Below are 24387 nucleotides of genomic sequence, written 5' to 3' on the forward strand. Positions count from 1 at the left end.
AGGCTTGGGTCGTCGAGCGATTTCAAGGGCGCGCTTCAGCGCGGAGCGCAAGCCAGTTTCTGGCGGCGCCGCATTCCGGGAAGCCCGCCTCAGTCCCGCGCTTGCGCCCCGCGGCGAAACCAAACAGACTCGCGCCCGACTCAACTCGCCGGACCGTCCCGACCGATGCCATGAAAGCCACGCTGAGAGCCAGAAGCGCACGCACCTCGAAGGCGGCAACCGTGCGACTTCGCGCGGGTGCCGTCACGAAGCCCCCGGCCGGGCCGCGCCCGGTCGTTCCCATGCGCGAGCGCGCGCTCAACTTCGGCTCCAAGTGGGACTACGCGCCGGCGCCCGAGGACTTCAAATACATCGCCGTGGCGCCGAGGCACGAGCTGTTCATCGGCGGCAAGTTCATCGCGCCCCATTCGGGCCGCTACTTCGACTCCGTCAACCCCGCCTCCGAGGAGAAACTCACCGAAATCGCCGAGGCTGACACGCCCGACGTGGACCGCGCGGTGCAGTCCGCGCGCCGCGCTTACGACAAGGTGTGGAGCCGGATGCCGGGACGAGAGCGCGGGAAGTTTCTCTACCGCATCGCGCGCATCATCCAGGAGAAGTCGCGCGAGCTGGCCGTGCTCGAAACGATGGACGGCGGCAAGCCCATCAAGGAATCGCGCGACGTGGACCTGCCGCTCGTCGCCGCGCACTTCTTCTACCACGCGGGCTGGGCGGACAAGTTGAAGTATGCGTTCCCCGGCCGCCGGGCGGAGGACGTCCGCCCGCTCGGCGTCGCGGCGCAGATCATCCCGTGGAACTTCCCGCTGCTGATGGCCGCGTGGAAAATCGCGCCCGCCCTCGCGTGCGGCAACACCGTGGTGCTCAAGCCCGCCGAGACCACGAGCATCACCGCGATGCGGCTCGCGCAGGTTTTTCAGGAGGCGGAGTTGCCCGACGGCGTCGTGAACATCGTCACCGGCGCGGGAGAGACAGGCGCGGCGCTCGTCCATCACCCGGACATCGACAAGCTCGCGTTCACCGGTTCGACGGAAGTTGGAAAGCGAATTGCCCAGGCCGTCGCGGGCACGAAGAAGAAGCTCACCCTCGAGCTCGGCGGCAAGGCCGCGAACATCCTCTTCGAGGACGCACCGCTCGACCAGGCCGTCGAGGGCATCATCGCCGGCATTTACTTCAACCAGGGCCACGTCTGCTGCGCCGGCTCGCGCCTGTTCGTGCAGGAAGGCGCCTACCCAGCCGTCATCAAGAAACTGCGCGACCGCATCCAGACGCTGCGCGTCGGCAACCCGCTCGACAAGAACACGGACATCGGCGCCATCAACTCGCGGCCGCAGCTCGACAAGATACGCGCGCTCGTGAAGTGCGGCGTGGCCGAGGGCGCGCGACTCGAACAATCGCGCTGCGCGCTGCCCGCGCGCGGCTACTGGTTCCCGCCGAGCTTCCTGACCGGCGTGACCATGAGCCATCGCGTGGCGCAGGAGGAAATCTTCGGCCCCGTGCTGAGCGTGATGACGTTCCGCACGCCGGAGGAGGCCTTCGAGCGCGCGAACAACACACCCTACGGCCTGAGCGCGGGCGTGTGGACCGACAAAGGCAGCAAGATTTTCAAGATGGTCAACAAGCTGCGCGCCGGCGTGGTGTGGGCGAACACTTACAACAAGTTTGATCCCACGAGTCCTTTCGGCGGCTACAAGGAAAGCGGCTTCGGCCGCGAGGGCGGACTGCAAGGGCTGGCGGCGTATTGCCGGACCGGCTGAGTGCGTCGCGAGAAAGACCGGACTCCACGCATCGTCCGGCTCGAATTGCCGCCCGCTCGGGGAGCTACGGCTCGCGCGCGTCGTGCACCAATCTGCCCGCGAGATAAGTCTGCAGGACTCGCGTGGCCACGATCGCGGGCTCGGGGCAGGTCATCACGTCGGTGTCGAGGACCGCCAGATCCGCTTCCTTGCCGGCTTCGATGCTGCCTGTGCGTTCCTCGGCGAACAGGAGATACGCGTTGTTCGACGTGTAAAACCGGAGCGCCTGTTCCCGCGTGAGCGCTTCCTCGGGATGAAGTTGTCCGTCGTGCCATCGCGCGCGGCGCGTGATGGCGGTTTGAAGTCCCAAGAACGGGCTGTAAGGATTGACGCTGCGGAATGAGCCGACTTTTTGCATGTGGTCCGAGCCCCCGCCCGCGATGCCGCCCGCCGCAAAGATGCTCTGGAGCGGTTGAAAGTAGCGCAGCCGGTCGTATCCGAACTGGGCCACCAGCGTGCGCGTGTCGAGGTAGAGCCATGCTGGCTGGACATCCACTACGACTCCCAGCCGCGCCGCGGTCTCCACGGACTCCTTGCTCATGAAGTTTGAGTGGGTGATGCACGCGCGCGTCCCTCGCACGGGCAGACCTTCCTTCGCCAATTCGTCGTAGACCTCGATCAGCGCGTGGACGGCGCCATCGCCGACGGAGTGCGCGGTGAACTGCAAGCCGCTTTCCACGGCGGCGCGCACGATGGGCTTCAGCCGCTCCTTTGGAATGAACAATGTGCCGCGATACTGCGGATCGGTGATGGAGTAGATGCTGCTCACGCCCCACGGCTGCCGCATGTAGGCGCTGCCCGTGAGCATTCCACCATCGAGGAAGGTCTTGATGCCGATGACGCGCAGCATCGGGTCGGGCGCCCGCAACGCGTGCTTCCCGACTTCGCGGATGCGCTTTTGAATGTCCTCGACCGGCCCGAGCGTGGCGATGTTCGGCGACAAGGCGACGCGCACGGTGAGCTGCCCGTTGGTCCGCAGCCTCTCGTATCGCGCGAGGTCGGCCATGCCCGTCGACCGGTCGGCGATGCTCGTGATCCCCACGGCGTTGTAGTCGCGGAAGAGCTCGAGCAAGCGCGCCGTGCGCTCCTCCTCGGTTGCATTCCGGGCGCCGGTGTTGCCCGTCTTGAAGTAGTTTCCCGCCGTCCGCAAAATCCCGGTGGGCTCGCCGCCTGCGTCGGTCTCGACCTTGCCGGGGACGCCGTCGGGAATCTTGAAGTTGCGGTCGATGTTGTTGAGCTTGAGCGCGAGCGAATTCACCGACGCATCGGGGCCGGTTCGAAACGCGACAGGATGCTTCGGAGCCGCGGCGTCGAGTTCCGCCCGTGTCGGGTAACGCTGCTCGCGCAAGCGCGTGATGAACACCTGCTGAAGGACGATCCAGTCGCCTTCCTTGACCACCTTCGCGCGCGCCCGGATGTAGTCGAGCACATCGGCGACCCTCTCGAAATCCGGCAGCGCGTGGTCGAACTCGTGCATGCTTGCGCCCGTCGGATGCGTGTGCGAGTCGATCAATCCGGGAATCACCGTGCGGCCGCGCAGGTCCACGACTTTCGTCAGCGGCCCGCGCAATCGAAGCACGTCCCGGTTGCTTCCCACCTGCAGGATGCGGCCGTTCAAGACCGCGATGGCCTCGGCGATCGTCGAGTGCGCGTCGAGCGTGATCACCTTGCTGCGGTGGAGAATCAGGTCCGGTTGCGGCGCGGGACGCGGTGGCTGCGCTGCGACCGCGCTGCCTGCGATGAGGACGAGGATTCGAACCAAGTGGAGCATGGGTGGTTTCTAACGCGCCATGTCGCGAGCGGCTAGAAAAGAATTCCACACGGGCCACCGATGGTTATCGTCCGGGCGAATTCAGTGAGCGCTGCGCGTCGGCACACCGGGCCGGATCGGTTTCACTTCGAGAGCACGTTGCTTGGAAGTGGGGCGGGGGACATTGCGGGCGTGGACGAGGCGGGCCGCGGGCCTCTCGCGGGACCCGTCGTCGCGGCGGCGGTGATCCTGCCGCGCGAGTGGGTCGAGCGCGGGCTGCCGGCAGAACTCGACGGGCTGGACGACTCGAAGCAACTCACCGAGCCGCAGCGCGAGCGGTTCTTCGAGTTCATCTCTGCAAGCCGCGCGGTGCGCAGCGCCGTGCGTCGGTGCGACGTGGACGTCATCGACAGCATCAACATCCTCCAGGCGACGCACCGGGCGATGCGCGAGTCGCTCGCGGCGTTGCAGCCATCGCACGCGCTCGTGGACGGGCTCGAAGTGCCCGCGCTCGGCTGGCCGCAGACGGCCATCGTGAAGGGCGACACGCTCAGCTACTCCATCGCGGCCGCAAGCGTGCTGGCCAAGGTCACGCGCGACCGGTTGATGATCGAGTTTGACCGCGAATTCCCCGGCTACGGATTCGCGGGGCACAAAGGCTACGGCACGCCGCAGCACCTTGCCGCGCTGGCCGCGCTCGGCCCGTGCCCGATTCACCGCAGGAGTTTCGCGCCGCTGCGCACGCAGGGGGCGCAGCCTGGGTGGATTTGAGCTCGCCGCGCATGAACCTGCTGAAACGACTCGTGGCGAAGTTCCGCGACGACCAACCCGAGCACTTGCGCCGCGGCGAGCTCGGCGAACGCGCGGCCAGGTCGCACCTGCAATCCCTCGGGCTCAAGTTTCTCACCGCGAACTTCCGGTCCGACCACGGCGAAATCGACCTCGTGTTCCGCGAAGGCGACTGCCTCGTGTTCGTGGAGGTGAAGACGCGTTCGGGCGGGTCGTGGACGCGCCCTGCCGCGGCCGTGAACGCCGCCAAGCGCCGCAGGCTCTCGAGGACCGCGCTCGACTACCTGCGCCTGCTCGACGACCCGCGCGTGAAGACGCGTTTCGACATCGTGGAGGTGCTGCTGGACGATGGGCGTGTCCGCGAAGTGCGCCATCTGGCAAACACGTTCACACTGTCGAAGCCCTTCCGCCACGGCTGACGCGCCCGCGACGCGCGGGGTGGACTCCGCGCCGCGATTCGTTCATCCTCCGCGGATGAAACTCTGCCGCTTCTCCGAAGGCGGCGCTTCGCGCGCCGGCTTTTTCCTGGACTCGCACATCGTCCCTCTCGACGCCGCGGCGCGCATCCATCAGGACCGCACGCATCGCCCGATCACGCTGCCCGCGGGCGACGATTTGCTCGCGCTGCTCCCCGGCGGCGCGTTGCACGATGCGGGACGAGCGCTCGGCGCGTGGCTTGCGGCCAATCGCGGGGTGGCCGACGGCGTGGCGATTCCCGTCGCGAAGGCGCAGTTGCTCACGCCCATCGCGCGCCCGCCGAAAATCATCCTGCTCGCCGGCAATTACAACGAGCACATCAAGGAGGGAGGCGGCCGCGAGACCGAGCGAGCGAAGACGTTTCCGTATCTCTTCCAAAAGCCCGTGAGCACCACGCTCAATCACCCCGGCGCGGCTGTCGTCATCCCGGCGGTGTCGCCCAACTCGATTGATTGGGAGTGCGAACTCGGTGTCGTGATGGGCCGGCGCTGCCGTCACGTGAAGGAGGCCGGTGCGCTCAAGTTTGTCGCCGGCTACACGGTGGTGAACGACATTTCCGACCGCAAGTTCCGCCCCAATCCGGGCCGCGAAAAGCGCGACAAGGACTCCTTCTTCGACTGGCAGCATGGCAAGTGGCACGACACGTTCTGCCCCGTCGGCCCGTGCGTGGCCTCGTCCGACGCCATCCCCGACCCGCAGAAACTGAAACTCACGCTCAAGGTCAACGGCAAGACGTGGCAGGACGCCACGACCGCGCAGATGATCTTCTCCGTCGCAGCCATCATCGAATTCGTCTCCGCCATCGTGACCCTCGAACCCGGCGACATCATCTCGACAGGCACGCCCGCGGGTGTCGGCAACACCACCGGCACCTACCTGAAACCCGGCGACAAGATGGAAGCCGCCATCGAAGGCATCGGCGTCCTGCACAACCACATGGTGGCAGAGAAGGCGTGAAACTCTCGTTCCCAAACCTGCGGTGTGAAAGCAGAGAGGGCGCAGCCGAACTGCGCCCCCTTGCACTGAAACTGAAACCTGCCGGTTACTTGTCCTTCTTGATCTTCACCGCGTTCGCGGCGGCGGCCTTTTCTTCCTCGGCGGCTTTCTCGCGGGCGGCGCGTTGCGCGGGCGTGAGGTAGCTGTTGATGCGGTTGAGGAACTCGGCATCGAGCTTTGTGGTGAACTCTTCCTGGATTTTCTTCCGCGCCTCCGCATCGGTCTTGTCAACCGTCGCGAAGCGGTTTTGAAACTCATCCTGCAAGGCGGTCCGCGCCTCGGCGTGGGTCGCGCCGATTTTCGCGATGAGCGCCTTCTGCTCGGCGGTGAGGATGCGGTCCACGCGATCGGTCAGCTCGGCTTGCGCCTTGTCGAACGCGGCCTTCGCGGCATCGCGCTCGGCGGCGCTCACGTTGGCGTCCTTGACCTTTGTCGCCCGCGACTTGAGTTCGTCCGAGCCGAGGGTCTCCTGCCGGGCCTCGTGAATCTTGTGGATTTGTTCGTCGGTGAGCTGGAGCACCGCGTTGAGGCCGGGGACGTATTGGCCGGAGTTGGAGCCGGCCTTGGCCTTGATGGCGGGCCAGAACGGGAAGTTGCCGATGCTGGCTTTCTTGTCCTTCTGCGCGAAGGCGGCGGGCGTGGCGACGGTGAGCGCGAGGCCGAGGGCGATGAGCGTGCGGGTGTTCATGGTGGTGATGGATGGTTGCGGTGCTTTGACGCAGCGTCGGGAGGTTTTGCTCATCGGCCTTGGTTGTCAAGGCCCGCACTCGCGCCTTGCGGGGTGGGCCCAAGCCGCTAACCTCCCTTCACTGCCCTGATGATCGAACTGCCGCATTTGCCATGAATTCAACCGTTGGTTACGCCACCACGTCCGTTTCGCGCCGACAGTTCATCGCAGCATCCGGCGCGGCCGCAGCCGCCCTGACCGCGGCGCCCGGGCTTCAGGCGCAAGGCAATTCCGCCATGCTTCGCGTCGGGCTCATCGGCTGCGGCGGACGCGGCACCGGCGCGGCTTCGCAGGCGCTTCATGCCGATTCGGACGTGAAGCTCGTCGCGATGGGCGACGCCTTCGCCGACCGCATCAAGCTGAGCTTGGAAACGCTGAAGAAGGACCAGGAGATCGCCTCGAAGGTCGCCGTGCCGGAGGAGAACCAGTTCACCGGCCTCGACGCCTACCAGAAGGTCATCGAGAAATCCGACGTCGTCCTGCTCACCACGCCGCCGGGCTTCCGGCCCATCCACATCAAGGCCGCGGTTGACGCCGGCAAGCACGTCTTCGCCGAGAAGCCCGTCGCGGTGGACGCGCCCGGCGTGCGCAGCGTGCTCGCCACGTGCGAGGAGGCGCGGCGCAAGAAGCTCGCCGTCGTCAGCGGCTTGTGCATCCGCTACTCGTATGGCTTCCAGGAAATCATCAAGCGCATCCACAACGGCGCGCTCGGCAGGGTGCGCACGCTTCAGGCGAACGACTTCCGCGGCCCCATCTGGGTCAAGCCACGCGAGCCGGGCCAGACCGACATGCAATATCAGATTCGCAACTGGTATTACTTCACGTGGCTGTCCGGCGACTTCAACGTCGAGCAGCACGTCCACATGCTCGACGTGTGCGCGTGGGTGATGAACGGCGAGTATCCCGCCACCGCGCTCGGCATCGGCGGACGCGCCCAACGCACCGGGCCGGACTTCGGCAACATCTACGACCACCACGCCGTCATCTACGAATGGGCCAACGGCACGCGCCTGCACGCCTATTGCCGCCAGCAAAGCGGGCTGCGCGGCGACATCTCCGTCCACGTCGCCGGCGAGAAGGGCATCGCGAAACTCGCCGAGCGCGACCGCGGGCTGGTTCTCGAAACCGGCGACCGCTGGGCCTACGACGGCCCGAAGAACAACATCTACCAGACCGAGCACGACGAACTCTTCGCGAGCATCCGCAAGGGCCAGCCCATCAACAACGGCGACTACATGTGCAAGAGCACGCTCATGGCCATCATGGGCCGCATGGCCACCTACACCGGCCAGCAAATCACGTGGGAACAGGCGATGAACTCCAAGGAGAACCTCTCACCTGACGGCTGGACGTGGGACTCGAACCCGCCGAAGTCCCCCGTCGCCGTGCCGGGCGTGACGAAGTTTGTGTGAACCCCGCGTTGCACTTGGCGCATCAGCACGGCGTTCCCGTCTTGATGATATTGCGGCGAGGGAATGCTGGGATTGCGTTCACAAATCGCGCAGATGGCGAGTATTTCATCACGCGAAAGTCCCTTCAGCTTGGCCTCGCGACCGTCCGCCGAGCAGCCGATACACGGGGACGCCGTGCAGCTTGCCCGCGATATCCCACAGCGCGACGTCGATGGCCGAAAGCGTGTGCGTGAGGAAGGAGCCGCCGCGGATGTTGCGGTGCGACCGGTAAATCTTCTGCCAGAGATGCTCGATGCGTGTCGGGTTCTCGCCATCGAGCAACTCGAAGAGCGAACGCGCGAGCTGGCAGGAAATCTCCGGCTCGAGCCCGGTGACTTCGCCCCAGCCGAAGATGGCGTGGCTGGTTTCGACCTTGATGTAGGCCTTGGTGCCGACACGCGACGCCTTGAGCCCGGTGATCTTGATGGCGGACGCGCGGTCCGCGACATGGGCCGCGGGATTGTCCGCGCCGACGGCGTCGTTGAGCAGCGCAAGTCCCGCCGTGGCGAGTGCGCCTGTGGCGAATGCGTCGCGTCGGGAGAGATCGGCGGGTGATTGCTTCATCGCGGTGCACAACGGACGTGGCGGGCGGGGGGGGGTGTTCAGGCTTCAACTCCCCGCACGTGCGCGGAGACCGGGCATGGGGTCCGCGCACTGCGGAGGTTGAACTTTGAACACGGATTCACGCGGCGTTCCGCCGGATTTCGCCGTTGACGATTGAGTGCCCCAGCCGCAACGTCTTTTCACGCAGTTGGGCATGAAGACCATCCTGTTCGTTTGCACCGGCAACATCTGCCGCAGCCCGATGGCCGAGGGGATTTTCCGGCATGCGGTGCGAAATCGTGCCCAGCAATTTCGGGTGATTTCGGCAGGCGTCGGCGCGATCAACGGCCAGTCCGCCAGCGGACACGCGATGAGCGCGCTGCGCGAGATCGGGATCGACCTGTCGGGCTTCCGCAGCCGCATGCTCACGGGGCAACTGGTCGGCGACGCGGACCTGATCTTCGGCATGACCCGCGGGCACGTCGAGGCGGTGTCGCTGCTGTATCCGCAGGCGATGGAGAAGACGCTCCTGCTCCGCGAGTTCGACGAGACGCTGGATTTTTTTGAGAAGGACATTTCAGACCCCATCGGCGGCAGTTACGAGGTCTACTTGAACTGCCGCGACCAGATCGAGCAAGGCATCCAATCCATGTTGAAATACCTCGAGCAAGCAGACGGGCCCGCAGCCGAAGCCGCGGGCGCAGCCAGGGCCGCCACCATCGCGCTCGGGGCCGACCACGGCGGATTCGAGTTGAAGAACGCCATCCGCGCGCACCTCCAGCAATCCGGGCGCACCGTCGTGGACTTCGGCACGAACGCGACCGGGTCCTCCGATTACCCGGACTTCGCGCACGCGGTCGCGGGCAGCGTCGCCGCGCACAAGGCCGACCTCGGGCTGCTCGTCTGCACGACCGGCGTCGGGATGAGCATCACGGCCAACAAGGTCGCCGGGGTCCGAGCCGCGCTTGTGTTCGACGAAAAGATGGCCGCGCTCGCGCGCCAGCACAACGACGCGAACATCCTGTGCCTCGGGCAGAAGTTCACGCCGCCCGACCTCGCGCTGAAGATTGTCGATGCGTTCCTTGCCGCCCAGTTCGAGGGCGGGCGCCACGGGCGGCGCGTGGGCAAGATGGAATCCGCCTGCGCCGCGGGCGGGTCGAAGGTCGCGCGCGTGGATCCCGAGACCGCCGACGCCATCGCGCTCGAGCGCAAGCGCCAGTCCGAGAACATCGAGCTCATCGCGAGCGAGAATTTCGTGAGCGGCGCCGTGATGGAGGCCCAGGGCTCGGTGCTCACCAACAAATACGCCGAGGGTTACCCCGGAAAACGGTGGTATGGCGGCTGCGAGTTTGTGGACATCGTCGAGCAGCTCGCCATCGACCGCGCGAAACAGCTCTTCGGCGCCGAGCACGCCAACGTGCAGCCGCACTCCGGCTCGGGCGCGAACATGGCGTGCTATTTCGCCGTGCTGAAGCCCGGCGACAAGATGCTCACGATGGACCTCTCGCACGGCGGTCATCTCACGCACGGCAACAAGGCGAACTTCTCCGGCCGCTTCTTCGAGATCGTCCACTACGGCGTGCGCAAGGACGATGAGCGCATCGACTACGACCAGCTCGCCGCGATGGCGCGCGAGCACAAGCCGCGCATGATCACCGTGGGCGCGAGCGCGTATCCCCGCATCATCGACTTCGAGCGCATGGGCGCGATCGCGCGCGAAGCGGGCGCGTATCTCCTCGCCGACATCGCGCACATCGCGGGACTCGTCGCCGCGGGCCTTCACCCGAGCCCCGTCGGGCATGCGGACTTCGTCACGACCACGACGCACAAGACGCTTCGCGGCCCGCGCGGCGGCCTTGTGATGTGCAGGGCGAAGTTCGCCAAGGAGATTGACTCGCAGGCCTTCCCCGGAATCCAGGGCGGCCCGCTCATGCACGTCATCGCCGCCAAGGCCGTGTGCCTGAAGGAGGCCTTGGAGCCCGCGTTCAAGGACTATCAAGCGCAGCTCGCGAAGAACGCGAAGGCGCTGGCCGAGGGGATGAAACGCAACGGCTTCCGCCTCGTGAGCGGCGGCACGGACAATCATCTCATGCTCGTGGATGTCGGCGCGCGCGGTCTCACCGGCAAGGAATGCCAGCTCGCCCTCGACGCGGCGGGGATCACGGTGAACAAGAACACGATCCCGTTCGAGACGCGCTCGCCGTTCCAGGCCAGCGGGGTGCGGCTTGGCTCGCCCGCAGTGACGACTCGCGGCATGAAGGAACCCGAGATGGGCGCGATCGCCGACATGATTTCCGAGGTGCTGCTCGACATCAAGAACGCCGAGACGGCGCACAACGTCCGCGCGCGGGTGCGCGGGCTGACCGCTAGATTCCCGCTGCCGGCTTGAGCGCGTGGTTCGTGCCGGGCACGTCGAGCGCGGCTTGCGTGATCTCGGAGTGCGGCCCCCCCGCGAAGGCGCGCAGCGCGAGGGCCGCCCCGAAAGGCACGGCGGTCCAGCGGAGAAGGGAGGACTTCATGGACGCAGCTTCGCGATGCAGTTCGGGGTGGCCCGGTTCGCCGAGGCCCGCGTCGCATCGCGAACTACTTCACGCCCGGGGGCGTGGGCACAAACGTCTTGAAGCTGATGCCCGTGGCGTCGGCGTTCGCGGACTGCACCGTGAAGTGGAAATACTTCGCGACCTTGTCGAACGTCGGCAGGAGCGTGAAGTCGAACCAGTCCTTGAATCCTTTCGCGCCCGCGGCGGGCAGCGGCACGCCGGGCACGGAGAACATCTTCGAGAGGTAATCAGGATCCTGCTTGAGGGCGTCCATGAGGATGCGAAGCGTTTCGGACTCGTTCTCGTATCCGAACCAACCTGTGCCGGTGCCGCCGACCATTTGCGCGGCGTCCGCGAGGCCGCCGGTCTCGGAGAGCGGGCGGAGCTTCGACTCGCTGCTGCGCAGGTAATCCTCGAGCATCGGCGTGTCGAACGTGACGGCGAGATAGCCGCCGCTCGCGGCGAACGTGAGGCTCCGTTGCACCGGCTTGCCGTCGGGGCCGAATTGCGCGGGCAATTCCACGGAATACACCTTGCGGCCGAGCAGCTCGCGCTCCTTCATCTCGGTAAACGACCCGACCGCGGTGCGGAGGGCGGAACTGAGTTCCTCCGGCTTGGGAGAACCGATGAGGAAGATCTGCGGCGGACTGTCGAGGTCCGCAAGCTTCGCGCTGCGCGGGGCCTTTTGCAGCATGAGGATGTCCGTGCCGAGGTTGCCGATGACGTTTTTCTTGAAGTCGAAGTTCGGGTCCTTGTCCTTGCCGGCGTTCGCAACGCCAAGCTGCATGAGGGCGCCGAGTTGCGGGCTGAGTTCATTCACCATCTCCTCGATGGTGGCCCAGAACTTCTGGCCGTCGAGGCGGATTCGCGCGAACTTGGTCACGTCGCCCGGCACAAACGCAGGCGGGGCGGCGTCCTTCCTGTCCACGACGAGCAGCTTGATAAGCCCGCGGCGCTCGGCCTCGGGCACGCCGAGGAAGAACTGCACAAACGTGCCTTCCTTGGACTGGTTGAGGTTGAAGGCCACGGTGCGGAGGCCCGCAAAGCCGAGCGCGGTGATTGCGTTCTGCGGCTGGAGTCCGAGCGGGTTCGCGTCGTCCGCGGGCACGCGGTCCGTGATGGCCTTGGTGAGGAGTTCGACCAGCGTGCGGGCGTTGACCCAACCATACATCGTGGCGTTGCGGAAATGGGCGGCGTGATTCGCCTCATACAACGGCTGTTCGCCGAGCGCGGGCGCCGAGCCGCCGGACTGCCGCGCGAGGATTTTCTCGAGGTCGCCGCGGCGGTTGCCAATGAGGAGCAGGGAACCGGACTGGCCGATGAGCAATTCAGACTTCGCGCCCGGGGCCGCGCCACCGCCCGCCGCCTCGCGCGCGGCCTTCGCGCCGGGGAAGGCCTTGTCGAGGCTCTTGCCGAGTTCCTCGCCGGCGTTGACGAGTATGGTGAACTCGGCGTCGCGGATTTTCTCGGACTTCATCTGCTTGCCGCCGTCGGCCCATTTCTTGCGAAGGTCCGCGATGGTCTTCTTGAGCGCGTCGGCCTGGCCCTTGGCATCCACGATCAAGACAGCTCCGGGGCTGCCTTCCTTGCCGCCCTTCCAGCCGTTCTGGGTGATGGCCATGGTGACCTGGCCGCGGGCGAGGTCGGAATAATCGCCGAACTTCACGCCCAGCTCGCGCTCGATCGGGGTGAGCACATCCTCGCGGAACTTGTTGCCGAGCTTGTCGGCGAAGGCCTTCATCGAAGGATCCTTCCAAAGCCGGTTCATCGCCGAGTCGCCGATCTGCGATCCGGCGCGGTCCATGTCGGGCACGGTGAAGACGGCGATGGTGTCGGCGGGCAGGAGCTTCTCCGGCGGGAGTTCAGCGCGCGACGACAGTGAGGCGGCGGCGAACAAGGCGAGCGAGAGGCAGGTGAGTCGGGATTTCATGGCTTGGGATCGAACACCGTCATGGCGGCGTGAGTTTCAGTTAGTGGCGATTGGCGCGGGAATCAGACCACACCCGCATGCCCGGCGCAACACCCGTGAATCCGCACCGCACGGGAGGGGAACCCCCCGCGGCTACGCGCCCTTGAGAAGTGCCACGCCGCAATCGCGGTTCATCTTCGCGATGAAGTGCAGGGGAATGTCCTTCGGGCAGACGGCCTCGCACGAGCCGGTGACGGTGCAGGCGCCAAAGCCCGCGTCGTCCATCGTGCGGACCATGTTGAGGACGCGGCGGTCTACGGGTGGCGGCGATCAACGGCCGACCCGTGCAGCCACGCGGGTCGCAGCGGCCCGCCCGCGGCGAGATCCATGGTGTCACACCACGACGAGGCTCACCACGTTTCGCTTCGCCGGCACGATCACCTTTTTCAGAGTCCTGCCCTCGAGGAACGGCGTCACCTTCCCGGCGGCGCGGGCGGCGGCTTCAATCGTGGCGATGTCCGCGTCGGCGGCGACGCGGATGACGTCGCGCAGCTTGCCGTTCACTTGCACGGGAATCTCGACGGTGTCCTCGACGAGCAGCGACGCGTCGAACGCGGGCCACGGTGCATAGCTCAGCGACGGCGCGCGCTGGCCGAACGTCGCGTGCAGCCGCGCCCACAGTTCCTCGGCGAGGTGGGGCGCGAAGGGCGCGAGCAGTTGCAAGAACGGCCGCATCACGGACAGCGGGCGCGACTGCCATGCGTTGGCCTCGTTTACAAAGACCATCATCGCGCTGATCGCGGTGTTGAAGCGCATCGTGTCGAGGTCCTCGCTGACCTTCTTGATACACGCATGCAGCGACTTGAGTTGCTCGCGCGACGGTTGCACGCCGGCGATGGCGTCGTCGAGCGTGATGAGGTCCAGCAGCGCGGCGTCCGGGCCGGCGGCAGTCGTCTCCGCCAGCTCGAACGCGGTCTCGGCCTTTTCATCCACGAAGAGCCGCCACACGCGGCCGAGGAAGCGATACACGCCCTCGACGCCCTTTGTGCTCCACGGCTTGCTCATCTCCAGCGGGCCCATGAACATTTCGAAGAGGCGAAGCGCGTCGGCGCCGAATTCCCGCACCATGTCGTCGGGGTTCACCACGTTGCCGCGCGCCTTGGACATCTTCTGGTTGTCTTCGCCGAGGATGATGCCTTGGTTGACGAGCTTGAAGAATGGCTCGGGCGTGGAGACGTGGCCGAGGTCGTGCAGGACCTTGTGCCAGAACCGCGCGTAAAGCAGGTGCAACACAGCGTGCTCGGTGCCGCCGACATACAAGTCAACGCCGGGGGTTACGGGGGGAGCGGACGCGCCCGGGGCCGATGTATCATTGCCACCTTGGGACGATTCGACCTGTGTCGGGCCCATCCAGTAACGTTCAGCTTCAAGGCTCACGAACATGCGGTCGTTCTTCGCGTCGAGGAATCGAAGGTAATACCAGCAACTGCCCGCCCACTGCGGCATGGTGTTCGTCTCGCGCGTCGAGCCGCCCGGCAGGTTTACCCATTCCTCCGCTCGCGCGAGCGGCGGCTCGCCGGTGGCGGTGGGCTTGTAGTCGGTGAGTTCCGGCGGCAGCAACGGCAGGGCGCTCCCGGGCAGCGCCTCGTGATAAGGCCGGCCGTTCGCGTCGCGCCGCCACATGATGGGAAACGGCTCGCCCCAATACCGCTGCCTGCTGAAAAGCCAGTCACGCAGCTTGTAGTTAAGGGTGTGTTTGCCGAGTCCTTTCGCTTCGAGCCAGCCGGTGATTTTGCGCTTGGCTTCGGGCGTGGGAAGGCCATTCAGTGAAATCTCCGCGTTCGCGGAGTTGGTCGCGACGCCGTCGTCCACGAAGCCGATGGACTCCTTCCCTTCGGGGGCGTGCACGACGACCGTGACAGGCAGGCTGAACTTCCGCGCGAACTCCAGGTCGCGCGTGTCGTGCCCCGGCACGGCCATGATCGCGCCCGTGCCGTAGCTGGCGAGAACGTAGTCGGCGATCCAGACGGGGATCTTGTCGCCGGTCACCGGGTTGATGGCATGCGCGCCGGTGAAGACGCCGGTCTTCTCCTTCGCCAGTTCGGTGCGTTCGAGGTCGGACTTCTTGGCGACTTCGGTCTTGTAGGCATGGACCGCCGCGCGTTGCTCGGGCGTCGTGATGAGGTCCACCAGTTTGTGCTCCGGCGAAATCACCATGTAGGTCGCGCCGAACAGAGTGTCAGGCCGCGTAGTGAAGACGCGGATTTTGGAATCGGCAAGCGGCGGTCGGCAATCGGCAATCGCAAAGTCCACTTCCGCTCCCTCGCTCCGCCCAATCCAGTTCCGCTGCATCTCCTTGAGCGAATCGCTCCACTCGATGGTGTCGAGGTCGCCCAGCAGCTTTTCCGCGTAAGCCGTGATGCGGAGCATCCATTGGCGCATCGGTTTGCGCGTGACGGGATAGCCGCCGACTTCGCTTTTGCCGTCCACGACCTCCTCGTTCGCCAGCACGGTGCCGAGTTCCTCGCACCACCAGACGGGCTGCTCGCTCACGTAGGCGAGGCGCTTGGAGTCGCGGAAGGCCCGTTGCTCCGCCTCGGTGTCGCAGGTCGCCGGATACTTCAGCAGGCGGATTGGCTCGGCCCTGTTCGTCTCCGGGTTGAACCACGCGTTGTAGAGCTGCAAAAAAATCCACTGCGTCCAGCGGAAGTAATCCGGGTCGGTCGTGTCCACTTCGCGCGACCAGTCGTAGCTGAAGCCGAGCGATTGAATCTGCCGCTTGAAGGTGGCGATGTTCTCGACCGTGGTCTGGCGCGGGTGCTGGCCGGTCTTCACCGCGTATTGCTCGGCGGGCAGGCCAAAGGCGTCCCAGCCCATCGGATGCAGCACGTGCCAGCCGCGCGCGCGCCGGTAGCGGGCGAGGATGTCCGTGGCAGTGTAACCTTCCGGATGTCCGACGTGCAATCCCGCGCCGCTCGGATACGGGAACATGTCGAGGATGTAATACTTCCGGGGCAGGTGCGCCGCGGTGACTTTGCCGGAGAGCTGATGCCGCTGGGCGAAAGGATGATCTGTCGGGATTTCATCGCCCGGATTGAAGGCGCGAAAGGTCTGCTCCCCGAGCCAGTGCTGCTGCCACTTCGGCTCGATGAGGTGGAACGGATACTGTCGCCGCGACATAGAGCGGTGATATTGGGCAAACGCCCGGGGCGGGGCGAGTGAGAAGTTGGCGCTTGGAACTTCGACCCCGATGGCTACCGTTTCCGAAGGCATCCTCGCCGAGCATGAACCACTCCAACGGTCTTGACCCCGCCGCGCTCGAGCGGTTGCACAAGATCGGCGGCGCGATACTCGCGGCGGACATGCTCGCGATCTACCTTGATTACGCGCCCGCGCGCTTCGCCGAGGTGCGCGCCGCCGTGCCGCAGGGCGACCTGCCCGCCGTGGAGAAGTCCGCGCACGCGCTCAAGTCCGCGGCGAACCACGTCGGCGCGAGCGCGGTGTTCGACCTGGCCCGCCAGCTCGAAGGGCTTGCGCGCTCGAAGACGGCCGAGCTCATCCCCGAGATGGTTGAGGAACTCGGCGCGGCGATGGAGGAAGTCCGGCCACGCATCGAGTCGGCGCTGCGAGAGGCGCGGCCGTGAAGTCCATCTCATTTCACGATCACCCGAAGCGCTCCGGGCACCACGCGGAATGTCACCGGCAATTCGCCCGCCACGTCGCCCTCAAGCTGAAAGCTCGTGCGCGCCGTGCTCGTCAGGGTCAGTGACGCCGCTTGGAAGTAACTCATGTCGCGTGGCGGGAAAACACGGCGCGTGATGTAGCCCGCCGCGTAGCGCAGCACGGTGCCGACGGTGGCGCGCGGGAACACGCACACGTCGAGCAAGCCGTCGTCGAGCCGGGCGCGGTGAAAGACTGGCAGCGGGCCGCCGTAGAATCGTCCGTTGCCGATGAGCACTTGCCGGCCGGATGCCGAGTCGCCGGTGGCGCACTCGCACCCCACTTCGGGCAATGGTCCGCGCAAGGCGCGGATTCCGGCGATGACGTAGGCGAGTTGCGCGACGCGTTTCTTGTGTTCCCAATCCACGAGTTCGATGGCCCGGGAGTCGAGTCCCGCGCCCGCCATCTGAGCGAAGTAGCGGCGCCGCGGCTTGCCGCCTGTGGTGAATTCAGCGGACGGCAAGTCCACGGCGCGCCCGCGTCCCGCACGGATCGCCTGCCACGCGGGCGCGAGCTTGAGTGGCAGCGCGAGTTCGCGGGCGAATACGTTCACCGTGCCGAGCGGTAGCACGGCGAGGCGCGCTCGCGCGAAGCCATCCGGCGCGTCGCTGATGCCGTTGAGGACTTCGTTGACCGTGCCATCGCCGCCGGCCGCGACGAGTGTGTCGAAGCCTTCCTCGACGGCTTGGGCGGCGAGCGCCCGGCCGTGACCCGCGGCGTCGGTGGGCTTCAACACGGCGTCACCGCTGAAGTCGCGCACGTGACGCAGGAAGTGACGCGCCTTGTCGCCCCGGGCCGAGGGATTGAAGATGATGCAGGCACGCACAGGCGGGACTTTGACGCAAAGGGGCAAGGACGCAAAGACAGGACGTGGGGCGTGAAGACCGGGACGAACGCGCGCTTCCGCATCCCTCGCCCCGCCCCGCGATTGCCGACTTTCCACTTCAATTCGAACCTTCCCGGTGCTTTGCTCCGGGCGGCAGACGACCGATGAAAGGGCATTCTCTCACCTTCAATCCGTCGCTCGAGTCACTGCCGGTGTATCAGCCGGGCCGGCCGATTGACGAGGTGGCGCGCGAGCTGGGCTTGCAGGCCGATGGCATCATCAAGCTCGCGTCGAATGAGAATCCGCTCGGGCCGTCCCCGCGCGCGGTCGCGGCGATGCAGAAGGCCGCCGGCCAACTGCACCTGTATCCCGATGGCAACGCGTATCACCTCAAGCGCAAGCTCGCCACGTCGCTCGGCGTCGAGCCCGCGAGCCTCGTGCTGGGCAATGGCTCCAACGAGATACTCGAGTTCGTCGGGCACGCGCTGATGGCGCCGGGCGCGGAAGTGGTCGTGTCGGACTATTGCTTCGCGGTGTATCCGATCGTCACCCGGCTTTGCGGCGCGGAATTGGTGAATGTGCCGGCGCGGCAATTCGGCCACGACCTGCCCGCAATGCTCGGCGCGGTCACGGCGCAGACGCGCGTGATGTTCGTGGCGAACCCGAACAACCCGACCGGCACGCTCGCGCCCGCGGCCGACGTGTTGCGCCTCATCGAGGAACTGCCCGCGCACGTGCTGCTCGTGATGGACGAGGCCTACATCGAGTTCCTCGAAGCGCCACAAGATTTGCTGCCATTCGTGCGGCGGGGCGACCGACCGAATCTCCTGCTCACGCGGACGTTCTCCAAGATTTACGGGCTGGCGGGCACGCGCATTGGATACGGCATCGGGAATCCGGACGTGATTGCCGCGCTCGAAAAAATCCGCCAGCCGTTCAACGTCAACGCTGCGGCGCAAGCCGGCGCGCTCGCGGCGTTGGACGATAACGAACACGTGGCGCGAACGCGCCGCAACAATGCGTCGGGCCTGCGCTTTTTCGAGCGAGAACTCGCGCAGGCAGGCATCGAGTTCCTCCCGTCCGCGGCGAATTTCATTCTCGCGCGCGTGGGCGACGGGCAAAGGGCCTTCGAGGCGATGCAGCGCGAGGGCGTCATCACCCGGCCGATGGGCATTTACAAGCTGCCCGAGTGGCTGCGCATCACGATCGGCACTCCCGCGGAGAACGCGCGATGCCTCGCCTCGTTGAAACATGCGCTGAACCGGCGCTGAATACAGCCGTGGCCGTGAGGCGTCCATACCCGCAATGCGACAAGACCCGCGCCGACATTTGGCTTGCGCCGCGCGAGGATTTGGCCGTATTAGTCAACCTGTCATGACAGCCGCCCGTCAGCAGACCGTCGATACGCTACATGGATAACCTTCAACTGAAGAGGGCGTCTTGAGTCGCCCCTTCCCCTCCCGCGGTTCCTCGTCCGGCACTCCATTCATCAGGATCAACGGAAAGATTCGTGCCCGTGAAGTCCGCGTCATTGGCCCCGACGGCCATCAACTGGGCGTGATGAGCCTGAACGACGCGCTTGCCCAGGCGCGCCGGCACGGAGTGGACTTGGTCGAGATCGCTGCGACCGCGCAGCCGCCCGTTTGCAAGGTGGTGGACTTCGGCAAGTATCGCTACGAAATCGCCAAGAAGGAAAAGGAGTCCAAGAAGCATCACCACGCGGGCAAGGTGAAGGAAATCCAGCTCAGCGCGAACATCGACCCGCACGACTTCGGCGTGAAGTTTTCCCATGCGGTGGATTTCCTTTGCGAGGACATGAAGGTGAAGCTCGCGCTGCGTTTTCGCGGGCGAGAGATGGCGCACACGGAATTTGGCTTCCAGGTCGTGAACAAGTTCATCACCAACGCCGCGCCGTGGGCGCACCCCGACTCGACGCCGAAGCTTGTCGGCAAAAGCATCAATGTGATGTTGAGCCCGCATCCGCGGAACAAGCGGGCCAAGCACCCGGGCGAAGGCCAACCCAACCACGCGCCTGCGGCCCAGGCCGCCCCGGGAAGCGCCACCGTGGCTTCGGGTGACGTGGCGCCGTCGCCCAAATCCATGACAGTCGCGCCGAAACTCGCCGGGTTTTCGAACAACCCGTTTTCGGACATCGACCTCAGCCGGGTGGACAAGCGCGCCAAGCCGGGCGACGCTGCCGCAGCCTGATCGCAACGGTGCGAGGCCGCGTCAGCCGGGCTGAGTCGAAACGAGTCCGCACCCCATGCCACTGCTCGACGCCATCCTCGCCGCGAACCATCGGCTCGGCACGGACCACAAGGCGCCGCTGCTCGACACGCAGCAATCGCGCGACTCACTCCCGCTTGCGGCGCTGACGTGCATCGACGCGCGGCTCAACCACCTGTTCCCGGACGTGCTGGGAATCCCCGAGTCAGAGTTCATCTGGCTGCGCAACTCTGGCAACATCATCTTCGGAACGACGAGCGCGATGATGCGTTCGCTCGCGCTCGCCTGCGCCATCAAGGGCGCGAGGGAGATTGCCGTCATCGGCCACACGGACTGCCTCGTGTGCAAGTCCACCGTGCTTTCGCTCACCGACCGTTTCAAGGCGCTTGGCGTCGAGCGCTCGAAGCTGCCGGACGACCTTGTCGATTTCTTCGGCCTCTTCGCCAGCGAGCGCCAGAATGTCATGAAGGCCTGCGATACCATTCGCAACAGCCCGTTGATTGGGCCAAAGATCCCGATCCACGGCCTGCTTGTGGACACCCACACGGGACGGCTCGAGCGCATTGTCAACGGCTACGAGAGCTTGGTTGCCGTGGCCGCGCCGGTGCCTGCGGCCGATACAAACGCCCCGGTCGGATCAACCGCCTCCGGACCCGCGGGCATGTCCGGGCTCGCACCGCTCACACCGATGCCAAGTTTTGAAATCGGCGCAATCAAGTTCCCCGAGTCAAAGATCGGCGAACTCGCAGGAGACGTGCAGCGAACCTCGGTCGCGGCGAAGGAGCTGCTCACGGACCTGAAGCATCGCGAGTTCCGCCCCGCTTGGGAGTCCGCGAAGGCACTCGCCGCCGAGGTCAAGGAGACGGTGCGCGACGCGCGCGAAGCCGCGAGCCAGGCACGCCAGACCGCGCGCGATTTGAAATCGATGTCGCCCGCCGAGCGCGTCGCGCTGCTTGCGCGCCGTGTCGACAGGGCGGTCCGCTATCGCGTCATCGGCGCCGACCAGAAGCAATACGGCCCGATCTCCGGCGCAAAGCTACTCGAGTGGCTTGCGGACGACCGCATCGGCGCCGACACGGCGATTCAGGTTGAAGGCACGAAGCTCTGGCAACGGCTCGGCCAGCTCGCGGAGTCCAGGACGTCCAAGCCTCCGCCAATCGGGGACACGGAACAACGGACGAAGCGGCAATGAGCGCCCGGACTGGAGCACTCAGACGTTCCGCACGAACATCTTTCCGGGGAGTTGTTTCACGAGGCGTTTCATTTCGAGGCCCAGCAAGCCGACCGAAACTGCGGACGCGGGCAGGCCGCTCTTCCAGATGACTTCGTCGATGCTGCGCTCCTCCTTGTCGAGTGCGGCGTAGATTTTCTGCTCGTGGTCGGAAAGGGTGAGCGCCGGCAGGGTTCCCGTCTCGGCGGTCGAGGGCGGCCGGTTGCTTGCGGGGAAGAGATACTCGAACTCGCCCAGGATGTCGTCGGCGCCTTCGCACAACTTCGCGCCTTTCTTGATCAGTTCGTGGCAGCCCTTGCTGCGAGGCGAGTCGATGCGCCCGGGCACGGCGAAGACCTGCCGTCCGCAGTCCACCGCCATGTTTGCGGTGATGAGCGCGCCGCTGGTGAGGTTCGCCTCGACGACGACGGTGCCGAGCGTCATGCCTGCGACGATGCGGTTGCGGATGGGGAACGACTGCTTGTCCGCCGGGCGGTTGAACGGAAACTGGGAGATCACGGCGCCGTTCGATGCAATGCGTTCAAAGAGTTCCGCGTTCTCCGCCGGGAACACGAGGTTGATGCCGGTGCCGAGCACGGCGACGGTTCGGCCCTTCGCCGCGAGCGCGCCCTGATGCGCCGCCGTGTCGATGCCGCGCGCGCCGCCGCTCACGACGGTGACGCCCACGTAGGCGAGCTGGTAGGCGAGCTTTCGGGACGTCTCGAGCCCATACGGCGTCGTCTGCCGCGAGCCCACGATGGCAACGGCGTTCTTGTCATTCCCCGTGAGCGCGCCCTTCACGTAGAGCACGATGGGCGGGTCGTAAATGTGCCGCAGCAGTTCCGGGTATCCGGGGTCGGATTGGATGAGTACCGAGCAGCCGGAGTCGGCGATGCGCTTGAGCTCGCCCGAAAGGTCGGTGGTCTTTTCCCAACCCGCGATGGACTCGGCGGTGTCCTCGCCGATGCCCCGCACCTGCTGCAACGCGGACTTGGACGCGCGGAGAATCGCCGGTGCCTCGCCGAAATGGTCGAGCAACTGGCGCACACGCACCGGGCCGACGCGTTCGATGAGGTTCAGGGCGATGAAGGCCTCGCGCGTGTCCATGCCGTCGTCGGGTCGAGGTGTCGGTGCGGTTGCGTCGCGGGTCGCCGTTCAGCTTGACCGCCGGAATTCGCCCATGAGCCGGAGGATTTCCTCGCGAATCTCGAACAGCTCGCGCCGCGTCGAGACGCAGAGTTCGTCGGGCAGAAGCTTCTTGCCCTCGACTTGGATGAGCGCGGCTTGGGCGCTGTGGAGGTGGCCGAGGGCGCGCTTGAGCCTTGCGACGACGAACGGCGCATCGCTGGTGTCGCGCCCGTAGGCGAGGCTGTCGAGGGCGCCGGACAACTTCGCGCTCGTGATCTGGAAGCTGGTGATCAGGTCGGCGAGGTCCGCGTCGTCCCCATCGGCGACGTCGAGGTCGTCGCACTTGTCCCACAGGTCCATGCTGCTGTTGAAGGCGCGGAGCGAGAGCGGGTGCGACACGCCTCCGTCCTCTTCGCGCACCCAGTCCACGCCCTCGGTTTGCGGGTCGGGCTTGAGTTCATCGACCTCGGAGGCGTCCGCCGCCTCGAACAGCGGTTCGTCGTCGTCCGGGTCCGAGTTCGCGGCCCCCTCGGACTCGGCGCGCTCGCGGGCTTCGAGGGCTTCCTCGAGTTTCTCCCAGCCCATCTCGCGCGCGATGATTTTCTCGCGGTCGGGATGGTCGCGATACTTGTCCATCAACTCCATCACCTTGTCCGTGCGGGCGTCGCTTTCCCGCATGAGCTTCTCGTAGTCGAATTCGTCCCACTCCTTGTCCTCGGGCGGTTCGTGCCGGGCGCGTTCGAGCGCCTCGGTGACCTTCTCCATGAAACCTTTGAAGGCCGCCTCGGCACTGCCCTGCCGCTGTTTCTCGAGTTCGGGCGTGAGCTTCCATGCGGGCGTCGAAATCGTAAGTTTGAAGTCCGGGCTCTCGATCACCACGCGCCCGTTGGTCTCGCTGAACCACTCGAGGAACAGAAAGTTGGCGACGCGCTCGGGTTGCGGGCACCGGCCCGACTCGTCGTCGAGATCTTCGGGCAGCTTCACCTTGCGCGAGGCCGTGAGGTCGCCGATGGAGCCGCGCTGCGTCGGGGCGATGCGGGCGTCCTTCGGCAGCGCGTAGGTTTTGGCCGGGTTCTCAAACGTCAACAGGCAACCTGCGAGGTCGGCGCAGGCGTTGCCGCTGAGTTCAAGTTGCAGCGGGTCGGGCTGGCCGTGCAGCCACAACCGCCCGGTGACGATGCCGCAGACGCGGTTGTCGATTTCTCCGCGGACGACGCTTTGTTCGATGCGCCAGGCCATCAGTGGTGGGGTCCGTGTTGCGACTCGGAAAGGACCCGCGTCAGGCGCGCCACTTCAACTGGGTTTTTTGGGCGTGCGCCTCGTGCCGGGCGTCATGCGCGCGCAACTCGAGCGTCGCGCCCGTTGCGGTGAGGCGGCAGTCCACCCAACCGGTCGGCTGCGCCTTGTTGAACGCGTAGGAAACGGCCGGGAGGTTGATGAGGTGCAAGCCGTCGCGCTCGTCGAGTTGCCAGCGATGCGTGTGGCCGAAGAGCAGCGCTTTCACGTGCCGGCGCGGGACGAGGATTTCGTAAAGCTCCGCGGTGTCGAGCAGGCCGAAGGATTTCTGGTCCGGTCGCAAGCCGGGGTCGTGATGGACCATGACAAGCGCGGGCTTGTCCTTGTGCTCATCGAGCGCGCGCGCGAGCCACTCGCGCTGGGGCTTCTCGAGCTTGCCGGGCGTCTTGTCAACTTGGTCGAGCGAATCGAGCAGGAACCAGTTTGCGTGCGCGGACTTCACGATCGAGACGTGGCGGCCTTCCACGGCGCGCGCGCCGTCCTTTGACGCCGCGAGCGCGCTGGAGAAATTCCCGCGGTCGTCATGGTTGCCGAGCGTCATGTGCACGGGCAGCCGCGCCTCGACCAGCGGCTTCAGGAGAGCGGTGAGCGTCTTGTAGTCGTCGGGGAATCCGGCCTTGAGCGCGCAGTCGCCGTTGATGAACACGGCCGCGGGTGGATCGCCGGCAAGCACCTGCCTGACCGTGGAGCTTAGATTCGCCGCCATGTTCGCCTCGCGCGAAATGGCCGCGGCGTCCGCCGCCACGTGCGTGTCCGAGAGCAGCGCCCAGCGCGACCCGTCGCCTGCATCCGCCGCGGCCAACTCGCGGACGGACACGAGCGCACCCGCGGCAAGCGCGGCGCGGCGAAGGAAGTTGCGGCGTGAAATCGGGGTGAGGTGCAGCGGCATGGTCGGGGCGGGTTGAGCGTTCGCCCGAAAAGAAGCCCGGCCAAAGCCGGAGCGCAAGCTGCAAATCGAGCTCCCACGGCGCGTGCGGCGGCTCGAGAATCCATTTGCCCGGTGCGT

Annotated in this window: 19 protein-coding genes; 10 read left to right on the plus strand and 9 right to left on the minus strand. The window is 66.0% G+C overall.

Features of this window, described 5'->3' with window-relative positions; all coding sequences use genetic code 11:
* Positions 1-281 precede the first annotated feature (281 nt).
* Positions 282-1754 carry an aldehyde dehydrogenase family protein gene (locus FJ386_07280; GenBank protein MBM3876505.1) on the plus strand — a complete coding sequence of 491 codons (1473 nt, stop codon included), beginning with the start codon at positions 282-284 and terminating at the stop codon, positions 1752-1754.
* A gap of 64 nt (positions 1755-1818) precedes the next feature.
* Here the strand turns inward: FJ386_07280 and FJ386_07285 are convergent, their stop codons facing one another.
* The gene (locus FJ386_07285; protein MBM3876506.1) at positions 1819-3564 is read right to left on the minus strand and encodes an amidohydrolase; all 1746 of its coding nucleotides are present in this window, start codon (positions 3562-3564) and stop codon (positions 1819-1821) included.
* A gap of 60 nt (positions 3565-3624) precedes the next feature.
* Between FJ386_07285 and FJ386_07290 the strand changes: the two genes are divergently transcribed.
* From FJ386_07290 to FJ386_07300, 3 genes are read left to right on the plus strand one after another with little or no spacing between them, the layout of a single operon-like run.
* Positions 3625-4314 carry a ribonuclease HII gene (locus tag FJ386_07290; GenBank protein ID MBM3876507.1) on the plus strand — a complete coding sequence of 230 codons (690 nt, stop codon included), beginning with the start codon at positions 3625-3627 and terminating at the stop codon, positions 4312-4314.
* Positions 4315-4325: 11 nt separating this feature from the next.
* On the plus strand, positions 4326-4751 hold the full coding sequence (locus FJ386_07295; protein MBM3876508.1) for a YraN family protein: 426 nt from the start codon (positions 4326-4328) through the stop codon (positions 4749-4751).
* Between the two features lie 55 nt (positions 4752-4806).
* Positions 4807-5766 carry a fumarylacetoacetate hydrolase family protein gene (locus tag FJ386_07300; protein MBM3876509.1) on the plus strand — a complete coding sequence of 320 codons (960 nt, stop codon included), beginning with the start codon at positions 4807-4809 and terminating at the stop codon, positions 5764-5766.
* 85 nt (positions 5767-5851) lie between these two features.
* Here FJ386_07300 and FJ386_07305 read toward each other — a convergent pair whose 3' ends face one another.
* Positions 5852-6493, minus strand: coding sequence for a hypothetical protein (locus tag FJ386_07305; GenBank protein MBM3876510.1), 642 nt, complete (start codon positions 6491-6493; stop codon positions 5852-5854).
* A gap of 152 nt (positions 6494-6645) precedes the next feature.
* Here FJ386_07305 and FJ386_07310 point away from each other — a divergent pair, with 152 nt between their 5' ends.
* Positions 6646-7944: a Gfo/Idh/MocA family oxidoreductase gene (locus FJ386_07310; protein MBM3876511.1), complete on the plus strand. Its 1299-nt coding sequence runs from the start codon at positions 6646-6648 to the stop codon at positions 7942-7944.
* 108 nt (positions 7945-8052) lie between these two features.
* On the opposite strand, the gene FJ386_07315 is transcribed toward FJ386_07310, so the two are convergent.
* Entirely contained in the window at positions 8053-8547 is a 495-nt protein-coding gene (locus tag FJ386_07315) for a hypothetical protein (protein ID MBM3876512.1), read from the minus strand.
* Positions 8548-8740: 193 nt separating this feature from the next.
* Between FJ386_07315 and rpiB the strand changes: the two genes are divergently transcribed.
* The gene (gene rpiB / locus FJ386_07320) at positions 8741-10915 is read left to right on the plus strand and encodes a ribose 5-phosphate isomerase B (GenBank protein MBM3876513.1); all 2175 of its coding nucleotides are present in this window, start codon (positions 8741-8743) and stop codon (positions 10913-10915) included.
* Positions 10916-11109: 194 nt separating this feature from the next.
* Here the strand turns inward: rpiB and FJ386_07325 are convergent, their stop codons facing one another.
* Both FJ386_07325 and FJ386_07330 read right to left on the minus strand, forming a co-directional pair.
* Positions 11110-12996, minus strand: coding sequence for a hypothetical protein (locus FJ386_07325; GenBank protein MBM3876514.1), 1887 nt, complete (start codon positions 12994-12996; stop codon positions 11110-11112).
* A 372-nt stretch (positions 12997-13368) separates the two neighbouring features.
* The gene (locus FJ386_07330; GenBank protein ID MBM3876515.1) at positions 13369-16155 is read right to left on the minus strand and encodes a leucine--tRNA ligase; all 2787 of its coding nucleotides are present in this window, start codon (positions 16153-16155) and stop codon (positions 13369-13371) included.
* Positions 16156-16259: 104 nt separating this feature from the next.
* Between FJ386_07330 and FJ386_07335 the strand changes: the two genes are divergently transcribed.
* Positions 16260-16619: an Hpt domain-containing protein gene (locus tag FJ386_07335; GenBank protein MBM3876516.1), complete on the plus strand. Its 360-nt coding sequence runs from the start codon at positions 16260-16262 to the stop codon at positions 16617-16619.
* A gap of 8 nt (positions 16620-16627) precedes the next feature.
* On the opposite strand, the gene FJ386_07340 is transcribed toward FJ386_07335, so the two are convergent.
* A complete protein-coding gene (locus FJ386_07340) occupies positions 16628-17644 on the minus strand; it encodes a diacylglycerol kinase family lipid kinase (protein MBM3876517.1) in 1017 nt (338 codons plus the stop codon).
* A gap of 41 nt (positions 17645-17685) precedes the next feature.
* Here FJ386_07340 and FJ386_07345 point away from each other — a divergent pair, with 41 nt between their 5' ends.
* The 3 genes from FJ386_07345 (at position 17686) to FJ386_07355 (ending at position 20939) form a co-directional block, all read left to right on the plus strand.
* A complete protein-coding gene (locus FJ386_07345; GenBank protein MBM3876518.1) occupies positions 17686-18792 on the plus strand; it encodes a histidinol-phosphate transaminase in 1107 nt (368 codons plus the stop codon).
* A gap of 169 nt (positions 18793-18961) precedes the next feature.
* The gene (locus FJ386_07350) at positions 18962-19729 is read left to right on the plus strand and encodes a translation initiation factor IF-3 (GenBank protein MBM3876519.1); all 768 of its coding nucleotides are present in this window, start codon (positions 18962-18964) and stop codon (positions 19727-19729) included.
* A 55-nt stretch (positions 19730-19784) separates the two neighbouring features.
* Positions 19785-20939 carry a hypothetical protein gene (locus FJ386_07355; GenBank protein MBM3876520.1) on the plus strand — a complete coding sequence of 385 codons (1155 nt, stop codon included), beginning with the start codon at positions 19785-19787 and terminating at the stop codon, positions 20937-20939.
* 18 nt (positions 20940-20957) lie between these two features.
* Here FJ386_07355 and dprA read toward each other — a convergent pair whose 3' ends face one another.
* From dprA to FJ386_07370, 3 genes are read right to left on the minus strand one after another with little or no spacing between them, the layout of a single operon-like run.
* Positions 20958-22064: a DNA-protecting protein DprA gene (gene dprA / locus FJ386_07360; protein MBM3876521.1), complete on the minus strand. Its 1107-nt coding sequence runs from the start codon at positions 22062-22064 to the stop codon at positions 20958-20960.
* A 48-nt stretch (positions 22065-22112) separates the two neighbouring features.
* Positions 22113-23324, minus strand: coding sequence for a hypothetical protein (locus tag FJ386_07365; protein ID MBM3876522.1), 1212 nt, complete (start codon positions 23322-23324; stop codon positions 22113-22115).
* Between the two features lie 40 nt (positions 23325-23364).
* The gene (locus FJ386_07370) at positions 23365-24270 is read right to left on the minus strand and encodes a twin-arginine translocation signal domain-containing protein (GenBank protein ID MBM3876523.1); all 906 of its coding nucleotides are present in this window, start codon (positions 24268-24270) and stop codon (positions 23365-23367) included.
* Positions 24271-24387: the final 117 nt, after the last annotated feature.

The organism is Verrucomicrobiota bacterium (genome assembly GCA_016871675.1).
In the GTDB taxonomy this organism is placed as follows: Bacteria; Verrucomicrobiota; Verrucomicrobiia; order Limisphaerales; family VHCN01; genus VHCN01.